Origin of the sequence: Flagellimonas alginilytica (assembly GCF_042134605.1) — a bacterium.
Lineage (GTDB): Bacteria > Bacteroidota > Bacteroidia > Flavobacteriales > Flavobacteriaceae > Flagellimonas > Flagellimonas alginolytica.
The window spans coordinates 2151754-2172090 of sequence record NZ_CP169638.1 but is presented as its reverse complement, the minus strand read 5'-3'; the positions used below and the strand labels follow the sequence as shown (position 1 = coordinate 2172090).

The window sequence follows — 20337 nt, the reverse complement described above, 5'->3', positions numbered from 1 at the left end:
AATATGCTGAAAGATATTTCATCCATTTTCAAGGCCCATTTGGTGCCGAAAGAGGTTTATAAAGGTGGAAAAAACATTCCCCCGACCGATAAAAAAATATACAAACTATCCTCTAACGAAAACCCATTGGGAGCATCACCCAAAGCCGTTGCCGCGATGAAAATTGCTGCCGACACTATCGATATATATCCGGACCAGACCGATATTCGTTTACGGGAAGCCCTGGCAAAAGACTTTGACGGCCAATTGAGCGCCGACCAGTTTTTGTGCGGAAATAGTGGCTCTGAGGTTATAGATCTGCTGCTTCGTGCATTTATCAACGAAGGGGACGAAGTTATTTTTTCCAACCCCTGCTTTCTGCCTTACTCCGTTTTTTCCAGATGGTACGGCGCTAAGCAAGTAGATATTCCTTTGCTATCACCCAACTACGATTTGGATGTGGAGGGAATCTTGAATGCAATCAACGAAAAGACCAAGGTGATATTTTTGACGAGTCCCAACAATCCTACGGGCACTTATATTCCAAAACCGGTAATGGACGATTTTATCTCCCGTGTTCCCAAGAATATTATCGTCATTTTTGATGAGGTCTATAGACATTTTGCGGATGCGGAAGATTATGTGACCGCTTTGCCGTACGTGTTGGAAGGCCACAATGTGATCGGGCTCAACAGTTTTTCCAAAACCTATGGTTTGGCCGGACAACGCATCGGGTACGGATACACCACACCCACCATTGCCAATTATGTGCGATTGATACACAAACCCTTTTTATTGCCCCTGACTTCCATTGAAGCTGCCATTGGAGCTTTGAACGATACCGAATTCATACAAAAAACAGTAGAAACCGTTTTGGATGGCAGAGCTTTTATTTCCAGAGCATTTGATGAATTAGGCATTAAATACTGGCCAAGCCAAGCTAACTTTTTTATCATAGACCCACCTCTGCCCGAGATGGAGTTTACCGATAAAATGATGAATGAGGGTATTATGGTACGACCGGTATCGCAGTTTGGCGCCCCAGGAAAAGTGCGCATTACCATAGGTAATCCTGAAGCAAATGGTGCTTTGGTGAAAGCTTTAACGAAGTTGATGGACACTTATAGTACAAACCGATAAGTAGCCTTCAGCAAAAAGATATTCTGTGGCTTTTGCCCAAAAATGTTATCGCCCAAGCTCGATAAAAGTCCTTCGGTAGGGTCTCCGCTCCTTGATACATCTTGAGACCACACCAAAAATATCTCCGATCCGGGAATATATTCCCACCGGATCACCAAATTGGAACGGAATTGCACAAAGGAAAAATCCGGGTCGCTGAAACTAAAATCGGTAACACCATCCAAATCTTCATCTATGGCATAATCACCATCGGTCAAAGAGGTTTGTTGGGCCGTGTACTGGATAAATCGATCTTCAAAAGTTTTGGCAATAGGGTCGGTAATATGCTTAAAGTTTGAATATCGGCCTCTGGAAATAAAAGGTTGCCCCCAATATTGAATGGTCAAATTGGGGTTTATGGTATAGTTCAAACGTACCGACATACTCAAAGTTCGCTGTCTGATCTCACCGTTCAGGTAACGCGGAGAACCGCCCACATCGTCAAAATTGTCAATAAACTGCAATTTATCCCGATTTATCCTCAAAGACGGGAATGCAGAAATGCGCAGTGCATTAATGGGCTGATACACAAAACCACCTTCCATATAATAGGTCTTTATGGAATTGTCCAAGGCCTTTCTTCCATTATGGAAAAAAGAAAACCTGATCTTTTTTCTGGAATCGGTATTAATACTGTTCCAGAAATTTACCCAGGGAGACTGCCGTAGCCTTGGTCCGCCCCTTAGTGCAAAGTTGGAATATTCTATAGGAGCAAAATTGAATCCGATATTGGTATTCCAGTTACCCTTCCAGTTTTGCCATGTATTGGTATTGAACTGCAAGTAATTATGGTTTCCCTCAAAATCCCAAGCGGTCCAGTGGTTGTAGTTGATGCCTACGCGTCTAAAGGTACTATCGGGCTTTAAGGTCTGGTATCCGATCCATGTATAATGGCGAATGTCATCCGACTGGCGCTGAAAGCCAATATCGTTGAGCTCCAGTTCAGGAGACCTCCATGTAGCACCAGATTCGAACCGCCAATGTCCATTGCCGATCTTTCCTATTTGTACATTACCTCCGGTACCTGTCAAAGATGTTCTTGCAGTATCCACTTGCACATGGTCTGCCCCCACCCTGTCGAACAAGTGCGTTATGGATCGTTGCGTATTGGCGATGGCCTCTTTACCTCCCTGAACATGACTCATGGTAAGGTTTCCGCCTACATACCAATCCCGGTTTGCCCATTGATGTTTAAAGTCCAGGCCTCCTGTGTAGGCAGCATCGTGCAGAAAATTGAGCTGTTCGGGCAAGTTTTCTCGGTTAGTGGCCGTAAAGATTCCTCCGATATAAGAATTTCTTTGGTTGAAATCCTTTTGAAGTCTTCCTACAAAATAATTAGTCAAAGGTTCCACCATTTCTTTTCTGGTATTTCCCTCGCCATTAATTATGGTAGCGTTTCTTCGCGAAGTAACACTCTCCAACACCCCGATTGCCCAACCATTTTTAGTTTTTCCACTAAATTTAGCGGCACCGATCATTGGAGTATTATCTGGTTGATCTACAAATTCTCCATCCGAGGTATCGGGATAGCCTTGTGGGCTTCTACCAATTCTTCGGGAGTAAAAAATATTATCGGAACCGAATGTGTTTCCCGCTTGGGACTGAGACACCCTAAAATCGAAGATGTTTTTGTTCTCGACAAAAAATGGGCGTCTCTCTTGGAAAAATATCTGAAACCCATCCAAGGCGATTGCCGACGGATCGGCATCTACTTGCCCAAAATCGGGATTAACCGTTAAATCCAAAGTAAGATCGTTGGTAATTCCAATTTTGGCATCCAGACCTGCGGTAATATCACTTTCGCTACCATCCCGAAACGGATTCCCCTCCTCGGCTTCATAAGTTTCCGTTTTTGCCACGGTATAGGGCTGGATTTCCAACTGTTTTTGGGGCTGTATATTCTTTAGCCCATGTAGTTCCCCAAACTCGCTCACCCAACCGGGTTGATCTATGGGCTTACGTTGCCACAGGGAACGTTCCTCGTCTCTAAAAAAGCGTCGAGTAGACTGAAAGCCCCATACCTGCTCTTCTGCTCTTCCAAATTTCAATTGGCTAAGAGGAATCCTCAATTCTGCCGTCCAACCTTCGTCATCAACATGGGCTTTGGCATACCAAATAGGGTTCCAGCTCGGGTCCCAATTGTTACCGTTATTTGATATAAACTCATCACCCTTTACCCCTGCAGCGGTTATGGTAAAAGAAAAGGCAGTACGCTTATCAAAATAGCTGTCAATATTGAATTCTACCCAATCACCATCAAAACCATCCCTACGGGACAGCCTTTTTACGATCTTGTCCGGTTCACTATCATAACAACGAACACCTATATATAGGTTCTTGCTATCATATAAAATTTTAAATTTGGTCTGGTGCGAAGGCGGGGTGTTTTCATCGGGCTGAAATTCTATATAATCACCGCCCCATTCCACCAAGTCCCAAGCATCATCTTCTAAAATTCCATTAATGTCGGGTGCGGCATATTCGCCTAAACTTTGGGTAACATATCTTTTTTTGGCAACGACTTGGGTCGAGTCTTGTGCTAGAGAGGAATTGAGGAATAATAGGGCCAGGAATATTAGGACTTCATATCTCACTTGTTCGTTTTTTGGTTAGATTGATATGGTAAAGACACTATAAATCGGAATGCGTTACAGTTACCAATTTTTTTAATCTTTTTTTAACACCTTTCAAGATTATCTTACAGCCGTTTTCCACCCCTAAAGATTGAATTTGAAAAAAGTGGAAAAATATTCCCGATCAACCGTTTGTAATTCAATCTAATAATTGTACATTTGCAGCCCGTTAATCGGGATAGGTTATTTAAATCAATAATATTCGAGAAGTGGATACATTAAGTTATAAAACTATTTCCGCCAATAAATCTACTGTTGACAAGCAATGGTTATTGGTTGATGCTGAAGGACAGACCTTAGGAAGATTGGCGTCTAAAGTAGCCAAAATACTTAGAGGGAAATATAAGACCAACTTTACCCCCCATGTTGATTGTGGAGACAATGTTATTGTCATCAATGCAGAGAAAATCGACATGACAGGTAACAAATGGAACGATAAAGAATACCAAAGATACACTGGGTATCCAGGTGGACAACGTTCTGCTTCCGCACTAGAAGTATTGGAAAAACATCCTGAGCGCATTATCGAAAACTCCGTAAAAGGAATGCTTCCTAAAAATAAATTAGGAGCCGACCTGTTCAGAAACCTTAAGGTTTACGCAGGGGCAGAGCACGGACAAGAAGCGCAAAAACCAAAAGCTATAAACTTAAACGACTACAAATAATGGAAGTGGTTCATAAGATAGGTAGAAGAAAAACAGCTGTGGCCAGAGTATATGTTTCCGAAGGTTCAGGAAACATTACCATCAACAAAAGAGATCTTAACGATTACTTTACCACAGGTACATTGCAATACAAAGTAAAACAACCTTTTGCCTTAACAGAAACCGAAGGCAACTACGACGTAAAAGTAAATGTTTACGGCGGTGGTATCACAGGTCAGGCAGAGGCCGTTCGTTTGGCTTTGTCCAGAGCAATGTGCGAAATTGATGCAGAGAACAGAACTGTTCTTAAACCAGAAGGGTTATTAACAAGAGACCCGAGAATGGTGGAAAGGAAGAAATTCGGTCAGAAGAAAGCCCGTAAGAAATTCCAATTCTCCAAACGATAATATACTTTGGGCCTTTGCCCATCTATATATAAGTTCATTGAAAACCCTGAAAGCATACATATTTCAGGGTTAAATTTTTAACAAAGTTGTCGTTGTTCCAAAAGGAAAAACAAATCGACTTTTGGAAACTAGTTTAGCATCTAAATGGGCCGGGCGAACATTTTTTGTGACCACCAACCCATTGCTACTTACAACGGAACGTAAACTAAGTACAAAAATGGCAAGTAAAATTGAAGTAAAAGACTTACTGGAAGCAGGTGTGCATTTTGGACACCTAACAAGAAAGTGGAATCCGAACATGGCTCCGTACATCTACATGGAGCGAAATGGGATTCACGTAATCAACCTCTACAAAACAGTTGCAAAACTTGAGGAGGCCAACGAGGCCCTTAAAAAAATTGCAGCCTCAGGAAGAAAAATCCTTTTTGTAGCCACAAAAAAACAAGCAAAGGACATTGTAGCGGACAAAGTATCCAAGGTAAACATGCCGTACATCACAGAGAGATGGCCAGGTGGTATGTTGACCAACTTTGTCACCATTCGTAAAGCTGTTAAAAAGATGGCAGCTATCGACCGAATGAAGAAAGACGGTACATTCAACACCCTATCCAAAAAAGAAAGATTGCAGGTAGATCGTTTGCGTGCAAAATTGGAAAAGAACTTAGGTTCCATTGCCGATATGACACGTTTGCCAGGAGCCCTCTTTATCGTGGACACCATGCGTGAGCACATCGCCGTAAAAGAAGCCCAAAAATTGAACATTCCAATTTTTGCAATGGTAGATACCAACTCCGACCCACGTGATGTAGATTATGCCATCCCATCCAACGACGATGCCGGTAAATCCATTGAAGCTATCCTAGAGTCTGTTACACAAGCCGTAGCAGAAGGATTGGAAGAGCGCAAGAGCGAGAAAAACAACGGTAAAGACAAGGAAGAGGACGCCAACAAGGAAAATAAAGCCACCGAAGAAAAACCTGCAAAAAAAGCTGAAGCCGCTCCTAAAGCAGAAGCTAAAGCGGACGACCTCACCAAAATTGAAGGTGTTGGACCAAAAGCCGCCGAAGCTTTGGCAGCAAGTGGCGTAAAATCCTATGCAGACCTAGCTGATGCAGACGCTGAAAAAATCAAGGAAATCTTGACCGAAGCTAGCTCAACTTTAGCTCACTTGGACCCAACTTCTTGGCCAAAACAAGCTAAAATGGCCGCCGATGGAAAATGGGACGAACTTAAAGAATGGCAAGACAGCGTAAAAGGCGGTGTTGAATAAACCCACTTATTTAACACTGTCCTAATCCAAAACACGGCAATAGTGTTTTACTTTATATAAAATTTAAAAAGAAAAGAAAATGGCAAAGATTACCGCCGCAGAGGTAAATAAATTAAGAAAGACCACCGGAGCTGGAATGATGGATTGCAAAAAAGCTTTGGTCGAAGCAGAAGGTGATTTTGATAAGGCAATAGAGATCCTTAGAAAAAAGGGTCAGAAAGTAGCAGCAAAAAGAGCTGATAGAGAATCTTCAGAAGGTGCTGCCATTGCAAAGGTAAACAGCGACAATACACAAGGAGTTGCAATTTCATTGAACTGCGAAACTGACTTTGTTGCCAAGAACGATAGTTTTGTAAAGCTTGCCAACGATTTGGCCGATATCGCACTAGGTTTCGAAAGCAAAGACGATTTCTTAGCTGCTTCCTTCGATGGAATGACCGTAGCTGATAAATTGACTGAGCAAACCGGGGTTATCGGTGAAAAAATCGAAATCGGAAGCTTTGAAAAATTGAATGCCCCTTTCGTAGGTTCATACATTCACGCTGGCAACAAAATCGCCACTTTGGTAGGTTTGTCCGCCAATGTTGACGGTGCCGCCGAAGCCGCAAAAGATGTAGCCATGCAAGCTGCTGCTATGAACCCTGTTGCATTGAACGAGGATGGTGTTGACCAATCGATCATTGACAAAGAAATCGAAATCGCAAAAGATCAATTGCGCCAAGAAGGCAAACCAGAAGAAATGTTGGACAAGATCGCCCAAGGTAAATTGAAGCGTTTCTTTAAGGACAACACCTTGGTAAACCAAGATTTTATCAAAGACAGCAAGCAAAGTGTTTCCCAATATGTTAAGTCTGTAGACTCCAGCTTGGAAGTTACAGGATTCGCAAGAGTGGCACTTGGTTAATTTGCCTGCAACATAATTTCACTAAACCGCTTCCCAAAAGAAGCGGTTTTTTTGTGATGGTATCAAACCTAGAATTCTTCATTTCCCGTAAAATATTTTGATTATTTTTGTCCGGACTTCAATATACTTTTAATGCATTACAAAAGAATTTTATTAAAGCTAAGCGGCGAAGCCCTAATGGGCGAAAAACAATATGGTATAGATGCCAAGCGATTGGATGAATATGCCGAAGAAATAAAATCAGTAATCGATAAAGGTGTAGAAGTGGCCATCGTAATTGGCGGGGGAAACATTTTTCGGGGATTGGCCGGAGCTAGCCAAGGTATGGACAGGGTCCAAGGAGACCATATGGGCATGTTGGCAACAGTGATCAACGGCCTCGCACTGCAAAGTGCCCTTGAACTAAGAGGGGTGCAGACCAGGTTACAATCGGCCATAAAAATCAATGAGGTTGCAGAACCTTTTATCAGAAGAAGAGCTATTCGCCATTTGGAAAAAGGCAGAGTGGTGATTTTTGGTGGGGGAACCGGAAATCCATACTTTACCACCGACTCCGCAGCCGTACTGAGAGCTATTGAGATCAAAGCGGATGTTATCTTAAAAGGTACACGAGTGGACGGAATTTACACATCTGACCCAGAGAAGGACAAAACGGCTACCAAATTCGACTCCATCTCTTTTAACGAGGTGCTTTCCAAAGGGCTCAAAGTAATGGACACAACCGCCTTTACCCTCAGTCAGGAAAACGAATTGCCCATCGTTGTTTTCGACATGAACACACGTGGCAACTTAATGAAAATAGTTTCAGGAGAAAATATTGGAACAGTGGTCAACGTGTAGTTGAACGCAGATAATGGATTCAGTTTTTATATATTTATAATTATGGACGAAGAAGTAAAATTTATTCTTGATAGTGCAAAGGAAAGCATGGATGCCAGCATCGCACACTTACAAAAAGCATTGACAAAGATCAGGGCCGGCAAAGCCAGCCCAATGATGCTATCTACGGTAATGGTAGATTACTATGGATCACAGACTCCGCTCTCCCAAGTTTCCAACATCAATACTCCCGATGCGCGAACCTTGTCCGTTCAACCTTGGGAAAAAAATCTTCTTGGTGAAATAGAAACTGCCATTATGAATGCCAATTTAGGCTTCAATCCAATGAACAATGGCGACATGATCATCATCAACGTTCCACCTTTGACCGAAGAAAGAAGGGTTCAACTGACCAAACAGGCAAAATCCGAAGCCGAAGATGCAAAAGTGAGCATCCGAAGCGTAAGGCAAGACGCCAACAAAGAGCTTAAAGCACTGGATATTTCCGAGGATCTTTTGAGCAATGCCGAGGTCGATGTTCAGGAACTTACCAATTCCTACAGTGAAAAAGTCGATAGCATTTTAACGGCAAAAGAAGCCGAGATCATGAAGGTGTAAAAGTTCTATTTTGACTACGGTCTTTTCTAGGAACACAACATATCATTTTCTACCTTTGCGGCCAACAAAACCCACATGGTAGCAAAGCTCACTAAAGGATTTTGGCCTAAGGTCGCAAGAATTATTCTCCGAAATAGAATCCTCATTCTTTTGGGGGTTGCCGGATTCACTGTTTTCTTGGCGATGCAGTGGAAAAATATGCGTTTTTCCAACACCGAGGCCAATATTCTTCCAGATGACCACCCGGCTACCATTGAGTACAATTCCTTTACCAAAATTTTTGGAGAAGAAGGGAATGCCATTGTACTGGCCGTTAAGGATCCGGCCCTGTTCACCCCCAAAAATTTTAACCGCTGGAATACTTTGAGCAAACAGCTCGACGCATTTCCAGAAGTGGATTATGTGATCTCTCTCGAGAACTTGAAAGAACTTGTCAAGGACAGCATTACCCAGGCTTTTGTAATGCAGCCGCTTATTCCGGCCCCACCAAAAACCGCACAGGAAATTGAGTCCCTTAAAAACCACTTGTTCAAAGAACTGCCATTTTACGACAATTTGGTGTACAATCCCGAAACAGGTACTATTCAAACCGTAGTGTACCTGGACAAGGACATCATGAACACTGCCGTTCGGAACGAATTTATCCTTAACGACCTTGGGGCACTGGTAAACGATTTTGAGGAAGAGACCCAAATGAATGTCCATGTTTCCGGAATGCCCTATATAAGAACTTGGAACACTAAATCCATTGTAGATGAAATTGGTCTTTTTATTGTAGGCGCCCTTCTGGTCACCTCCATTATCTTTTTCTTTTTCTTTAGAAGCTTTAGGGCCACATTTATCTCTATGTGTGTTGTGATCATAGGTGTGATGTGGGCTTTTGGCTTATTGGGCCTATTGCAGTATGAGATCACCATACTTACGGCCCTTATACCTCCATTGATCATTGTAATCGGTATTCCCAACTGTATTTTCTTGATCAACAAATACCAGCAAGAAGTAAAAAAGCATGGCAACCAAGCCCTCTCCCTACAAAGGGTTATCTCTAAGATCGGCAATGCCACATTAATGACAAACATTACCACCGCATCTGGTTTTGCCACCTTCATCATTTTAGACAGCCAATTGTTACGGGAATTTGGCATTGTAGCCTCTATCAATATTATCGGAATATTTATATTATCCCTACTGATCATACCTATCATTTATAGCTTTATGCCGTTGCCCAAGACCAAGCATTTAAAGCACTTGAACAAAAAATGGATGGACTTTTTTGTCAATTGGATGGAAAATATGGTAAGAAACCACAGAATTGCCGTGTACATTACCACCGTAGCGGTTCTGGTTTTGAGCATTATCGGAATTTATCAGATGCGGATTACAGGAAGTAGGATCGAGGATCTGCCAAAGAAAAGTCATTTTTATAAGGATATCCAATTTTTTGAGGCCGAGTTTGATGGTATAATGCCCATGGAAATTGTAGTGGATACCAAACGAAAAAATGGGGTGACAAAACCAGCCACTTTAAAGCGTATGGACCAACTTGGAACGGTAATCGATGAAATTCCCGAACTCTCTAGGCCCATTTCCATTGTAGATCTGGTAAAATATTCCAAACAGGCATTTTACAATGGCATCCCTAAATACTATCAACTGCCCACCAGTCAAGAGAACACATTTATAATGAGCACTGTTCAAAAATCGTCAACCGGAGAAACCGACCTCCTACAGAGTTTTGTGGACAGTACCGGGCAAACTGCACGTTTGACCACCTACATGCGCGATGTTAAAATAGATCGCATGGAGGAAATAGAAAAGGATGTACAGGAAGCCATTACCAAACAGTTCCCATCGGAACGGTACAATGTTTTTATGACAGGCAAGGCGCTGCTTTTCCTAAAAGGAACCAAGTATTTGGTGAAAAACCTATTATTATCCCTGGCTTTGGCGATCGGACTTATTTCCCTGTTCATGGCCTATTTGTTCCGCTCGTATAAAATGGTAATCATATCCTTGGTCCCCAACTTATTGCCTTTGGTGATCACCGCAGGTGTTATGGGCTTTTTGGGTGTCCCCATAAAACCATCCACTATTCTCGTTTTTAGTATCGCCTTTGGTATTTCAGTGGACGATACTATTCATTTTTTAGCTAAATACCGCCAAGAACTCACTGCCAATCGTTGGCACATTAAAAAGTCGGTGTATGCAGCTCTTCGAGAGACCGGTGTTAGTATGTTCTACACTTCCATTGTATTGTTCTTCGGGTTTTCGGTCTTTATTATTTCGAGTTTTGGGGGAACCAAGGCCTTGGGCGGATTGGTTTCGGCAACTTTATTGTTCGCTATGCTCTCCAATTTGATCTTATTGCCATCACTTCTGCTTTCTTTAGAAAGGAGCATTGCCAATAAACAAGTGCTCAAAAAACCTCAAATCGACATTTTACCAAAGGAAGAGGATAACCTCAAGGACAAATAGTGGATGGAATGGCCATAAATTAAGCCGTTCCATTGCCATCATTTTTTATCAAAAACCTATCTTTACCAACTTAATTACGATAGTTTTAGAATGATGTCTTATTCCATAAAAGAATTGCTGGAAAAGCAACCCGTAGGAGATTCCGTTGAAGTAAATGGATGGGTAAAAACATTTAGAAGTAACAGGTTTATCGCCTTGAACGATGGTTCCACCATTCATAACCTACAATGTGTAGTTGATTTTGAAAATTTGGACGATACGATCCTCAAACAAATTTCTACAGGAGCTGCATTAAAAATTTCAGGAACCCTGGAAGAAAGTCAAGGTCGTGGACAAAGTGTGGAGATCCAGGTTACGGATATATTCGTGCATGGTACAGCCGACCCGGAGACCTACCCTATCCAGCCCAAAAAACATTCGTTGGAGTTTTTACGCGAAAAAGCCCACCTAAGGGTACGCACCAATACATTTTCGGCCGTAATGCGCGTAAGATCTATGCTATCCTTTGCCGTACACAGCTATTTTCAGCAAAATGGCTTTTACTATATGCATGCCCCTATCATAACCGGTTCCGATGCCGAGGGTGCAGGTGAAATGTTCCGTGTTTCTACTTTGGATGCCAAAAACCCACCTTTGAACGATGCCGGGGATGTGGATTATTCCCAAGACTTTTTTGGAAAGGAGACCAACCTTACCGTATCTGGTCAGTTAGAGGCAGAGACCTACGCCATGGGCTTGGGCAAGGTATACACCTTTGGACCCACCTTTAGAGCGGAAAACTCAAACACATCCCGCCACTTGGCAGAATTCTGGATGATAGAGCCCGAGATGGCCTTTTACGACCTGGATGCCAACATGGACCTTGCAGAGGATTTTATAAAATATATCATCCAATATGTGCTGGATCACTGTCAGGATGATTTGGAATTCTTGGAAAAACGCCTTTTGGACGAGGAAAAGACCAAGCCACAGAACGAGCGTTCGGAAATGGCCCTGATCGAAAAATTAAAGTTTGTTGTTGAGAACAATTTTAAAAGGGTGTCCTACACGGAGGCCATCGATATTTTAAAGAACAGCAAACCCAACAAAAAGAAAAAATTCCAGTTCCCTATTGATGAATGGGGCGCAGATCTGCAGAGCGAACACGAACGCTTTTTGGTAGAAAAACACTTTAAATGTCCAGTAATTCTTTTTGATTACCCTGCCAACATCAAAGCATTTTATATGCGCTTGAACGAGGATGGCAAAACGGTTCGCGCCATGGATGTACTCTTCCCTGGAATCGGCGAAATTGTTGGAGGCTCCCAACGTGAAGAGCGTTTGGATGTACTTCAACAAAAAATAAAAGCACTGGATATTGACGAAAAAGAACTTTGGTGGTACTTGGATCTAAGAAAATTCGGCACAGCGGTCCACAGTGGTTTTGGCCTTGGGTTCGAGCGTATGGTTCAGTTTGCAACAGGAATGGGGAACATTCGAGATGTGATACCTTACCCGAGGACACCCCAGAATGCCGAGTTTTAATTTGATTTTATTATTTTACATAGGAAAGATTGCTAATCATCAATCCGTATGCTAAAACAACATCTACAGTTTAAGCTTTCACAAAAACTGTCTCCACAGCAGATTCAGCTCATGAAACTTATTCAATTGCCGACCCAGGCATTTGAACAAAGGTTAAAGCAAGAGTTGGAGGAAAACCCTGCATTGGAGAGCGGCAAGGAAGAATCCGATGCGCTGGATGATGTTTATGAGGATACTTACGATGATTCCGCGGATAGTGAAAACATTGATACTGAAGAAATCAACATTGACGATTACTTAAGTGACGATGAGATTCCCGATTACCGCACACAAGCCAATAATTATAGTGCGGAAGATGATGACAAGAGCGTGCCGTATGCTGCAGGCACATCGTTCAACCAATATTTGCTCAATCAGCTCAATACCGTCTATTTAGATGATCAAGAATGGGCCATTGCCGAGTTCCTAGTAGGCAGCGTGGATGAAAGTGGCTACATTCGAAGGCCACTTACCGATATTATGGACGACCTTGCCTTTACACAGAATATTTACGTAGAGGAAGAGAAGATAGAGCAAGTCCTCAAGATTGTACAAGACCTAGACCCACCAGGGGTGGCAGCACGATCGTTGGACGAATGTTTGATCATTCAACTAAAGCGTAAAAGTCAGAAACCGTCCATAGAGCTGGCAACAAGCATTTTGGAAAAATCTTTTGATCATTTTACGAAAAAGCATTATTCCAAATTGATCCAGAAGCATCATATTACCGAAGAACAGCTAAAAGATGCCATTTCTGAAATAGAAAAACTCAATCCCAAACCAGGTGGGTCCTACTCGGGCAACACCCGGATGATCGAACATATTGTCCCAGATTTTTCCATAAAAATTGTGGATGGCGAACTGGAACTTTCGCTTAACGGCCGAAATGCCCCGGAACTCCATGTGTCCAAAGATTACAGCAATATGTTGGAAGGCTATAAAAATGCAAAGGAAAAGTCCAAGTCCCAAAAGGATACGGTAATGTTCATCAAACAAAAGCTTGATGCGGCAAAATGGTTCATCGATGCCATAAAGCAACGTCAACAGACACTGTTTGTTACCATGAGCACCATAATGGAATATCAAAAGGAATATTTTATGACCGGTGATGAGCGAAAGCTCCGCCCCATGATCCTTAAGGATATTGCCGATAAAATTGATATGGATGTTTCTACCGTTTCCCGGGTGGCCAACAGCAAATATGTGGATACGCCCTACGGCACCAAATTGATCAAAGATTTCTTTTCGGAGTCTATGAAAAATGAGCAGGGAGAAGATGTATCCACCAAAGAAATAAAAAAGATCTTGGAGACCGTTATTCGGGACGAGGAGAAGAAAAAACCTTTAACAGACGCGAAACTAGCCACCATTTTAAAGGACAGGGGGTATCCAATTGCCCGGCGTACCGTGGCCAAATATAGAGAACAACTTGGGATTCCTGTGGCACGGTTAAGAAAAGAAATCTGATGCGCCACATATTCCATATTATCTCTTACCTGTTCCATCCCTTGTTCGTACCTATCGGAGGAACCATTGTTTATTTTATGATCGCCCCTTACAGTACCTTGGAAGTACAGAGCGGCAATATTCTACCGATTTTTATTCTTACGGTGATCATCCCGATCATTTTCTTTTTGATCTTAAAAAATCTCGGGGTAATCAATTCCATCTTTTTACCTACCGTACAGGAACGTAAATATCCCTTATATATTAGCTGTATTATATTTTTGATGATTCTGTACAAGGTTATTCCCAATAATTACGTGCACGAGCTCTTTTACTATTTTACCGGCTTACTTACGGCCACTAGTGCCACCTTGATTTTGTTGTTTTTTAAATTAAAGACAAGCATGCACTTATTGGGCATGGGAAGTATTCTCACCTTTATGATCGCACTGAGCATTCATTTTGAGATCAACATTACCATAGCAATCAGTTTATTCACCCTTTTTACAGGCTTGGTAGCAACCTCTCGTCTATATCTTAGAGCACATACTAAGAACGAACTATTGATTGGCTTTTTATTGGGTTGCTGTTCCCAGCTGATTATTTTGAAGTACTGGTTATAGGATATAAAATATTAAACCTACTCTGAGCACACTAAAGTCGATAGGTTCACCATTTTCCAACTCTGTTTCCTCCTTGAGTAAATTATTTAATCCATAATAAGCGTGTAAATTCCAGGTATTGTATCCAAAACTAAGGGTGAGACCGTAATGGAATTCCTCGATATCTGGATTTTTAAAGGTGGTATTCCCCATATCGGTAACCAATTTGGATCTACCGGAAAAAACATACCCTAAACGTGCGCCTGCATAGATCCGCCAAAACTTATAGTCTTCAGCTGTTGAAGTACGCCACCTAATTTCTAATGGTAATTCAATAGTATGGGTTCCCAGCTTACTACGGTTAAAATCGGCCTCGTCCACAATCCCATATGTAATTATATTATCCCCTTCTGTAGCCATCACGTTGGAGTAATAGGCATTAATGGCGTACCCCAATCCCAGACCAATCCCAATATTTCTTCGCTCATTGAACGGAATATCCTTAATAAAGCCGAACTGCAGATTATAAGAGAGGTTACGTTGCGATACATTCTCGGGCTTATCAAATAAAACATTATACCCTACCCCCACATAAAACTGGTCTTCCAAATAACGCGGATTGGATGTAGTTGTTTGGGCATTGCCGGGTAAGGACGATACCAAAAGCACCATACCCAAAAAAATCTGTAGAATTTTACGAAGCATTACATTAACAATTTAAACAAAAAACGCCCCAAATTAAAATTTGGAGCGTTTCCCACTAAATCTAAGCTATTGTCTACTGTAGATTGTTAAAAGCATCCCCCTCATAAGTGGTATAATTCACTTTTAGAGCGTTCACTTCTCTCAATTGTTGCTTTATGTCGGTGATAAGGCCCATGTTTGCTTCCTTATCAACTTTCAAAGCAGTAGTCAATACGTTTTGAAGTTCTTGCGGTTTCTTTGCACGTTCTGCCAAAATAAATGAACCTACTTCGTCCACATTGGCAAATTTATCATTCAATTGGATTTTTGGTTCTGTACCAAATACCTTTTGATATTCTTGCGTAGGTGTCCCCACATAAATATAAATCACGCGATCTTTCTTTTCCAACTTCTTTATTTCCGAAGCGTTTGGAAGAGTATTGGCAACCATTAAAGAACTATCCTTCATCGTGGTCACGGTCATAAAGAAGAACAGTAGCATGAAAACGATATCTGGCAACGATGCCGTTGATACCGCTGGCAAATCGCCATCCTTCTTTTTGGTAAACTTAGCCATATTAAATAGTTGTTAATTGGTTGTGGTTTCTGCTTCTGAAAGTTTTTGTGGGAACATATCCTGGATACGTTTCACTTTGTCTTTCAAATCATCTCTAACGCTGGATGGGGTTTCTGGATTAAGGTATTCTGCTTCCATTTTGGTGAAATCCCTTCCGAACAAACGTTGTGCTTCACGGTTACGCAGGTCGTTGTACGCACCCACCAATTCGTTTTGAACGGTAATGTATGTACTATACTTGGTCTCCCTGTCATTTTTTAATGAGATAATGGCTTTGGTCGGATTATCTGATGAGGAAGGATCTTTTCTACCTTTACAGTAGGCACAAGTACCGTCTGCACCGTTTTCCAAAAACGCGGTAGCAGCTTTTCTTAAATCCTTAATTTCCATCAAGTTATCCTCAACCAAAAGTTGTCCATTCTTGTTGATATTAACAGTAAAAATGTTTTTCTGCTTAATAACAACATCTGTGTCTGGCGGCTCGATCGGCGGTAACATTCGATCCAGACCTGCATCAGTTTCTATGGTGGTGGTCACCAAGAAAAAGATAAGCAAGAGGAACGCGATATCCGCCATGGAGCCGGCATTTACTTCCGGTGCTCCTTTTCTTCTAGGCATAATTAACTTTTTACTTTACAAACATTCTTTTCAAACCTGGTACTACCATTAGAACTACCGCTACTAGGGTAAGGATAAAAAATACGTTTAATCCCATTCCAATGTTTTTCACAGTGCCTTCCGTGGTCTCTACGCCTCTTTCGGACATAGCTTCTACCACAGCCATGTTATCTGAAGAAAGCCCGTAGGATATGGCCACTACAATGGCCAATCCACCAATGGCAAAAAGAGCTTTCTTTAAGCTTCCCTTTGTGGAAAACAATTTTGCAAATCCAAATACTACTGAAGTTACAACTGCAATAGCCAAAAGGATGTACATGATAATGAACATGAAGTTCATTGAGCCGCTATTTATGGCTCCTGGATCATCGGCAGACGGAAGGGAGAACCAAAGAACGGCCGCAAGCAATCCGATGACGATGAGTAATATTTTTACTATTTTATTCATGATTCTCGATAGTTTTTAATTCGTAATTATTTCTTGTGGGCAGCCAACATATCGATCAAAGCGATTGAGCTGTCTTCCATATCGTTTACGATACTATCGATTTTAGCAATAATATAGTTGTAGAAAATCTGTAGGATAATCGCCGTGATCAAACCGAATACGGTCGTCAATAACGCCACCTGGATATCCCCTGCAATCAATGAGGCACTCAAGTTACCTACTGCAGCAATCTTCTGGAAAGCCTGAATCATACCGATTACCGTACCCATGAACCCAAGCATGGGAGCAATAGCGATAAACAAGGACAACCAAGAAACGTTTTTCTCCAATTGACCCATTTGTACACCACCGTAAGCCACAACAGCTTTTTCTGCGGATTCCAATCCTTCGTCAACTCTATCCAAACCTTGATAGTAGATAGAAGCAACAGGTCCTTTAGTGTTTCTACAAACTTCTTTAGCGGCCTCAACACCACCTGAAGCCAAAGCATCCTCAACTTGTTGCTTCAATTTAGCGGAATTGGTGGTTGCTAAATTCAAATAAATAATTCTTTCGATGGCTACGGCCAATCCCAAAATCAAACAAAGCAACACGATACCCATAAAGGCAGGACCTCCTTGGATAAATTGCTCTTTTAAAACTTGGGTGAAACCTTTGCTGGCTTCAGCTTCTTCTTGCAACATTGCTGCAGATGCAGTTGTAGTTCCCATCACAAACATTCCGGCAGCAGCCAGAGAAAAGGATATTTTTTTCATTTTACTTAAACTTAAATTTAGTTAGTTAATAATGTTAAAGATATAAAATTTTATAATAGAAAAACTAAAATACCTTGCAGAGAGGAAGGGATTCGAACCCTCGATACACTTTTGGTGTATACACACTTTCCAGGCGTGCGCCTTCGACCACTCGGCCACCTCTCTATTGTTTCTTTTAGGGCGACCAATAAACAAAAAAATTATTAGTTATAGAAATTTGAGGCGTTAATTTTACAGCATTTCACCACGGAGCGGTGTCTCGAAAATCGTCTTGAACAACTTGTCCGGAACCCTTGTCCCCAAAAGGTACATTGCCTTGGCAATGGCAGCTTCGGTCGTAATATCCTTTCCATTAACCAGTTGCATCTCCTTGAGTTTTTCACTGGTTTCGTAATGTCCCATAAAAACACTGCCTCCCGAGCATTGGGTTACATTAATAATATGCAATCCTTTTTCTGCAGCCTTTTTTAATTCTGACAAAAACCATTTGTCCATTGGGGCATTTCCTGCACCATAAGTTTCCAAAATAAGCGCCTTTAATTCGGGAATTTGGAGCACTGAATGCAGTACTTTTCGGTTTAATCCCGGAAATAATTTTAAAATCGCCACATTGTTGTCCATATTTTTATGCACCTGCAACGACTTGCCTTTGGTGGTTTTCTTCAATAAAATATTCTCGTTCACCTTTAAATGTACCCCGGATTCCACCAAGGGCGGATAGTTCAATGAATCAAATGCTTCAAAATGTTCTGCATTTATTTTGGTGGTCCGGTTGGCCCTGTAGAGCTTGTATTCAAAATATAATCCGACTTCTTGCACAACCGGCCTGCCTTTTTTTTGAAGTGCCGCTATTTCTATTGAGGTTATCAGGTTTTCCTTGGCATCGGTGCGCAAATCCCCAATGGGTAATTGGGAACCTGTGAAAATGACCGGCTTGGCCAGATTTTCCAACATAAAACTGAGTGCCGACGCGGAATAACTCATGGTATCGCTACCGTGTAACACCACAAAACCATCGTTTTCTTCGTAATGAGACTCGATAATTGATGTAATGACCGCCCAGTATTCCGGATTCATGTTGGAAGAATCTATGGGATTTTCGAACGACACTCCGTGCAAATTACAATCCAATTGTTTTAACTCTGGGATATTTTTTACCAGCTCCTCAAAATTAAAGGCCTTGAGCGCACCGGTTTTATAGTCCTTTACCATACCAATGGTACCCCCGGTGTAGATCAATAATATGTTGGGCTTTTTTTTCATAGGTCAGATCCCGAATATGTCTTTGGAGTTCTTAGTCGTAATCTCGGCAATTTCTTCCTCCGGCATTCCATAAATGGAGGATAGTTTTTGCAATATATTTACAATATAGGAACTCTCGTTCCGTTTGCCACGATATGGGGTGGGTGCCAAATAGGGAGCATCGGTTTCCAAAACAATATGCTCCAGTCCAACATTGTGCAAAAACTGGTCAATCTTCCCGTTTTTAAACGTAACCACCCCACCGATGCCCAACTTCATATTATAGGAAATGGCTTTTTGAGCCTGCTCCATGGTTCCGGTAAAACAATGAAAAATGCCAAAAAGCCCTTCTCCTTTTTCTTGCTCCAGTACTTCAAAGACCTCATCAAAGGCATCACGACAATGTATTACTATTGGCAATTGACATTTTTTTGCCAGTCGGATCTGATGCGCAAATGCCTCTTGTTGTTCTTTCAAAAAGGTTTTGTCCCAATATAGGTCCACTCCAATTTCTCCTACGGCGTAAAACTTTCGTTTTGCCAGCCATTCCTCCACAATGGCCAATTCCGCCTTGTAGTTTTCCTTTACATGGGTCGGGTGCAATCCCATCATCAGAAAAACATTCTCGGGATAACCGGCTTCCAAATCCAGCATGGATTTTATATAGGTAGAATCTATTGCCGGCACAAAAAACCTTTGCACTCCTTGATCGAAAGCCCTCTGCATCATTTCCGCCCTATCCTCCTCAAAGGCTTCGCTATATAAATGGGTATGCGTATCTGTTATAATCATTTACTGCTATTTTCTTGCTCTGCCGCAACATTGTTCCTATTGCCGTATAATTCCATTGCTTTTGTGAAGTTTTGTGCACCTACTTTGGTTTGATCATAGATAAACCCATCCAATTCGGGATGGTGCTCACTGACCCAGTTGACCAATTGTTCTCTATTTCTTACCCACAGGTCATCATTAAAATCCAAATATTCCACTACATCAATACTTTGTATTTTGCCTTCTTCAATCTTCATGACCTCATGTGTGACAAATGGTTTATTCTGCAAAAAGAGTATGCGGTCACACTTTTTGGAAACCTTTAAATGGAGTTCGTTATCCTTATCTTTTATTTCCAAAATGGCATACTTTGGCCTAAATACAGAATCCCACTGGAACAGATCCCTGTACCCTTGTTTGGAAAAAGTTCTCCTGTAATCCATTTCGTTGAACCGAACACTGTCCAAAAACAAACCTACCACTTGATCATAGTTAGAGGTATTCAATCCATGGATATAAGCTTTTGCTATAGTCTCCTTATCGATTTCCTTTTTGTTGAAATCACATGAGACCAACAAATACATGGCAAAAACCGAAAGGAGGACCTTGTTGCTGTTAAAACAAACCATAACACAAAAATAGGTTTATCTTAGACGTCCAAAAACTTTGTTTACGATTATATTAAAAGATGTTTTGATCGTTC

Annotated in this window: 20 protein-coding genes and 1 tRNA gene; 11 read left to right on the top strand and 10 right to left on the bottom strand. The window is 41.6% G+C overall.

Annotated features, from left to right (window positions below; translation table 11 throughout):
* Positions 1-3: 3 nt before the first annotated feature.
* A complete protein-coding gene (locus tag ABTP35_RS09605) occupies positions 4-1119 on the top strand; it encodes a histidinol-phosphate transaminase (protein ID WP_338193202.1) in 1116 nt (371 codons plus the stop codon).
* Here the strand turns inward: ABTP35_RS09605 and ABTP35_RS09600 are convergent.
* Entirely contained in the window at positions 1101-3752 is a 2652-nt protein-coding gene (locus ABTP35_RS09600; RefSeq protein ID WP_293296750.1) for a DUF5916 domain-containing protein, read from the bottom strand. The genes ABTP35_RS09605 and ABTP35_RS09600 overlap by 19 nt on opposite strands.
* Positions 3753-4000: 248 nt before the next feature.
* On the opposite strand from ABTP35_RS09600, the gene rplM reads away from it, so the two are divergent.
* From rplM to ABTP35_RS09550, 10 genes are all read left to right on the top strand, one after another.
* A complete protein-coding gene (gene rplM / locus ABTP35_RS09595; protein ID WP_224835511.1) occupies positions 4001-4456 on the top strand; it encodes a 50S ribosomal protein L13 in 456 nt (151 codons plus the stop codon).
* Positions 4456-4842, top strand: coding sequence for a 30S ribosomal protein S9 (rpsI, locus tag ABTP35_RS09590; RefSeq protein WP_224835512.1), 387 nt, complete (start codon positions 4456-4458; stop codon positions 4840-4842). Before rplM ends, rpsI begins: the two co-directional genes overlap by 1 nt.
* Positions 4843-5059: 217 nt before the next feature.
* Positions 5060-6112, top strand: a complete 1053-nt coding sequence (gene rpsB, locus ABTP35_RS09585; RefSeq protein WP_293299084.1) for a 30S ribosomal protein S2 — start codon at positions 5060-5062, stop codon at positions 6110-6112.
* A gap of 79 nt (positions 6113-6191) precedes the next feature.
* Positions 6192-7016, top strand: coding sequence for a translation elongation factor Ts (gene tsf / locus ABTP35_RS09580; RefSeq protein ID WP_224835514.1), 825 nt, complete (start codon positions 6192-6194; stop codon positions 7014-7016).
* Positions 7017-7148: 132 nt separating this feature from the next.
* Positions 7149-7856 (top strand): UMP kinase, encoded by a 708-nt coding sequence (gene pyrH, locus ABTP35_RS09575; protein WP_224835515.1) that lies wholly within the window; start codon positions 7149-7151, stop codon positions 7854-7856.
* Between the two features lie 42 nt (positions 7857-7898).
* Positions 7899-8453, top strand: a complete 555-nt coding sequence (gene frr / locus ABTP35_RS09570) for a ribosome recycling factor (RefSeq protein WP_224835516.1) — start codon at positions 7899-7901, stop codon at positions 8451-8453.
* 75 nt (positions 8454-8528) lie between these two features.
* Entirely contained in the window at positions 8529-10928 is a 2400-nt protein-coding gene (locus ABTP35_RS09565; RefSeq protein ID WP_293296754.1) for an MMPL family transporter, read from the top strand.
* Positions 10929-11018: 90 nt separating this feature from the next.
* On the top strand, positions 11019-12452 hold the full coding sequence (asnS, locus tag ABTP35_RS09560; RefSeq protein ID WP_224835518.1) for an asparagine--tRNA ligase: 1434 nt from the start codon (positions 11019-11021) through the stop codon (positions 12450-12452).
* A gap of 48 nt (positions 12453-12500) precedes the next feature.
* Entirely contained in the window at positions 12501-13958 is a 1458-nt protein-coding gene (gene rpoN, locus ABTP35_RS09555; RefSeq protein ID WP_224835519.1) for an RNA polymerase factor sigma-54, read from the top strand.
* Complete coding sequence (locus ABTP35_RS09550; RefSeq protein ID WP_252078918.1) at positions 13958-14560, top strand: hypothetical protein; 603 nt, start codon at positions 13958-13960, stop codon at positions 14558-14560. The genes rpoN and ABTP35_RS09550 overlap by 1 nt, the downstream gene beginning before the upstream one ends.
* Here the strand turns inward: ABTP35_RS09550 and ABTP35_RS09545 are convergent.
* From ABTP35_RS09545 to ABTP35_RS09505, 9 genes are all read right to left on the bottom strand, one after another.
* Positions 14555-15244 (bottom strand): porin family protein, encoded by a 690-nt coding sequence (locus ABTP35_RS09545; RefSeq protein WP_293296757.1) that lies wholly within the window; start codon positions 15242-15244, stop codon positions 14555-14557. The genes ABTP35_RS09550 and ABTP35_RS09545 overlap by 6 nt on opposite strands.
* Before the next feature lie 73 nt (positions 15245-15317).
* Positions 15318-15800: a biopolymer transporter ExbD gene (locus ABTP35_RS09540; protein WP_224835522.1), complete on the bottom strand. Its 483-nt coding sequence runs from the start codon at positions 15798-15800 to the stop codon at positions 15318-15320.
* Between the two features lie 12 nt (positions 15801-15812).
* The gene (locus tag ABTP35_RS09535; protein WP_224835523.1) at positions 15813-16418 is read right to left on the bottom strand and encodes a biopolymer transporter ExbD; all 606 of its coding nucleotides are present in this window, start codon (positions 16416-16418) and stop codon (positions 15813-15815) included.
* A gap of 10 nt (positions 16419-16428) precedes the next feature.
* The gene (locus tag ABTP35_RS09530; protein ID WP_224835524.1) at positions 16429-16866 is read right to left on the bottom strand and encodes a hypothetical protein; all 438 of its coding nucleotides are present in this window, start codon (positions 16864-16866) and stop codon (positions 16429-16431) included.
* Between the two features lie 26 nt (positions 16867-16892).
* Positions 16893-17621, bottom strand: coding sequence for a MotA/TolQ/ExbB proton channel family protein (locus tag ABTP35_RS09525; RefSeq protein ID WP_224835525.1), 729 nt, complete (start codon positions 17619-17621; stop codon positions 16893-16895).
* A gap of 77 nt (positions 17622-17698) precedes the next feature.
* Positions 17699-17786 (bottom strand) — tRNA-Ser (locus tag ABTP35_RS09520).
* A 66-nt stretch (positions 17787-17852) separates the two neighbouring features.
* On the bottom strand, positions 17853-18884 hold the full coding sequence (locus ABTP35_RS09515) for an asparaginase (protein WP_293296762.1): 1032 nt from the start codon (positions 18882-18884) through the stop codon (positions 17853-17855).
* A gap of 3 nt (positions 18885-18887) precedes the next feature.
* On the bottom strand, positions 18888-19655 hold the full coding sequence (locus ABTP35_RS09510; RefSeq protein ID WP_293296764.1) for a TatD family hydrolase: 768 nt from the start codon (positions 19653-19655) through the stop codon (positions 18888-18890).
* Positions 19652-20263 (bottom strand): hypothetical protein, encoded by a 612-nt coding sequence (locus tag ABTP35_RS09505; protein ID WP_293296765.1) that lies wholly within the window; start codon positions 20261-20263, stop codon positions 19652-19654. Before ABTP35_RS09505 ends, ABTP35_RS09510 begins: the two co-directional genes overlap by 4 nt.
* Between the last annotated feature and the right edge of the window lie 74 nt (positions 20264-20337).

What these genes read in the sequence shown, in the direction of transcription:
- ABTP35_RS09605 (WP_338193202.1), top strand. Translation starts at nt 4, where the DNA reads ATGCTGAAAGATATTTCATCCATTTTCAAGGCCCATTTGGTGCCGAAA.
- rpsI (WP_224835512.1), top strand. Translation starts at nt 4,456, where the DNA reads ATGGAAGTGGTTCATAAGATAGGTAGAAGAAAAACAGCTGTGGCCAGA.
- rpsB (WP_293299084.1), top strand. Translation starts at nt 5,060, where the DNA reads ATGGCAAGTAAAATTGAAGTAAAAGACTTACTGGAAGCAGGTGTGCAT.
- tsf (WP_224835514.1), top strand. Translation starts at nt 6,192, where the DNA reads ATGGCAAAGATTACCGCCGCAGAGGTAAATAAATTAAGAAAGACCACC.
- pyrH (WP_224835515.1), top strand. Translation starts at nt 7,149, where the DNA reads ATGCATTACAAAAGAATTTTATTAAAGCTAAGCGGCGAAGCCCTAATG.
- frr (WP_224835516.1), top strand. Translation starts at nt 7,899, where the DNA reads ATGGACGAAGAAGTAAAATTTATTCTTGATAGTGCAAAGGAAAGCATG.
- ABTP35_RS09565 (WP_293296754.1), top strand. Translation starts at nt 8,529, where the DNA reads ATGGTAGCAAAGCTCACTAAAGGATTTTGGCCTAAGGTCGCAAGAATT.
- asnS (WP_224835518.1), top strand. Translation starts at nt 11,019, where the DNA reads ATGATGTCTTATTCCATAAAAGAATTGCTGGAAAAGCAACCCGTAGGA.
- rpoN (WP_224835519.1), top strand. Translation starts at nt 12,501, where the DNA reads ATGCTAAAACAACATCTACAGTTTAAGCTTTCACAAAAACTGTCTCCA.
- ABTP35_RS09550 (WP_252078918.1), top strand. Translation starts at nt 13,958, where the DNA reads ATGCGCCACATATTCCATATTATCTCTTACCTGTTCCATCCCTTGTTC.
- ABTP35_RS09545 (WP_293296757.1), bottom strand. Translation starts at nt 15,244, where the DNA reads ATGCTTCGTAAAATTCTACAGATTTTTTTGGGTATGGTGCTTTTGGTA.
- ABTP35_RS09540 (WP_224835522.1), bottom strand. Translation starts at nt 15,800, where the DNA reads ATGGCTAAGTTTACCAAAAAGAAGGATGGCGATTTGCCAGCGGTATCA.
- ABTP35_RS09535 (WP_224835523.1), bottom strand. Translation starts at nt 16,418, where the DNA reads ATGCCTAGAAGAAAAGGAGCACCGGAAGTAAATGCCGGCTCCATGGCG.
- ABTP35_RS09530 (WP_224835524.1), bottom strand. Translation starts at nt 16,866, where the DNA reads ATGAATAAAATAGTAAAAATATTACTCATCGTCATCGGATTGCTTGCG.
- ABTP35_RS09525 (WP_224835525.1), bottom strand. Translation starts at nt 17,621, where the DNA reads ATGAAAAAAATATCCTTTTCTCTGGCTGCTGCCGGAATGTTTGTGATG.
- ABTP35_RS09515 (WP_293296762.1), bottom strand. Translation starts at nt 18,884, where the DNA reads ATGAAAAAAAAGCCCAACATATTATTGATCTACACCGGGGGTACCATT.
- ABTP35_RS09510 (WP_293296764.1), bottom strand. Translation starts at nt 19,655, where the DNA reads ATGATTATAACAGATACGCATACCCATTTATATAGCGAAGCCTTTGAG.
- ABTP35_RS09505 (WP_293296765.1), bottom strand. Translation starts at nt 20,263, where the DNA reads ATGGTTTGTTTTAACAGCAACAAGGTCCTCCTTTCGGTTTTTGCCATG.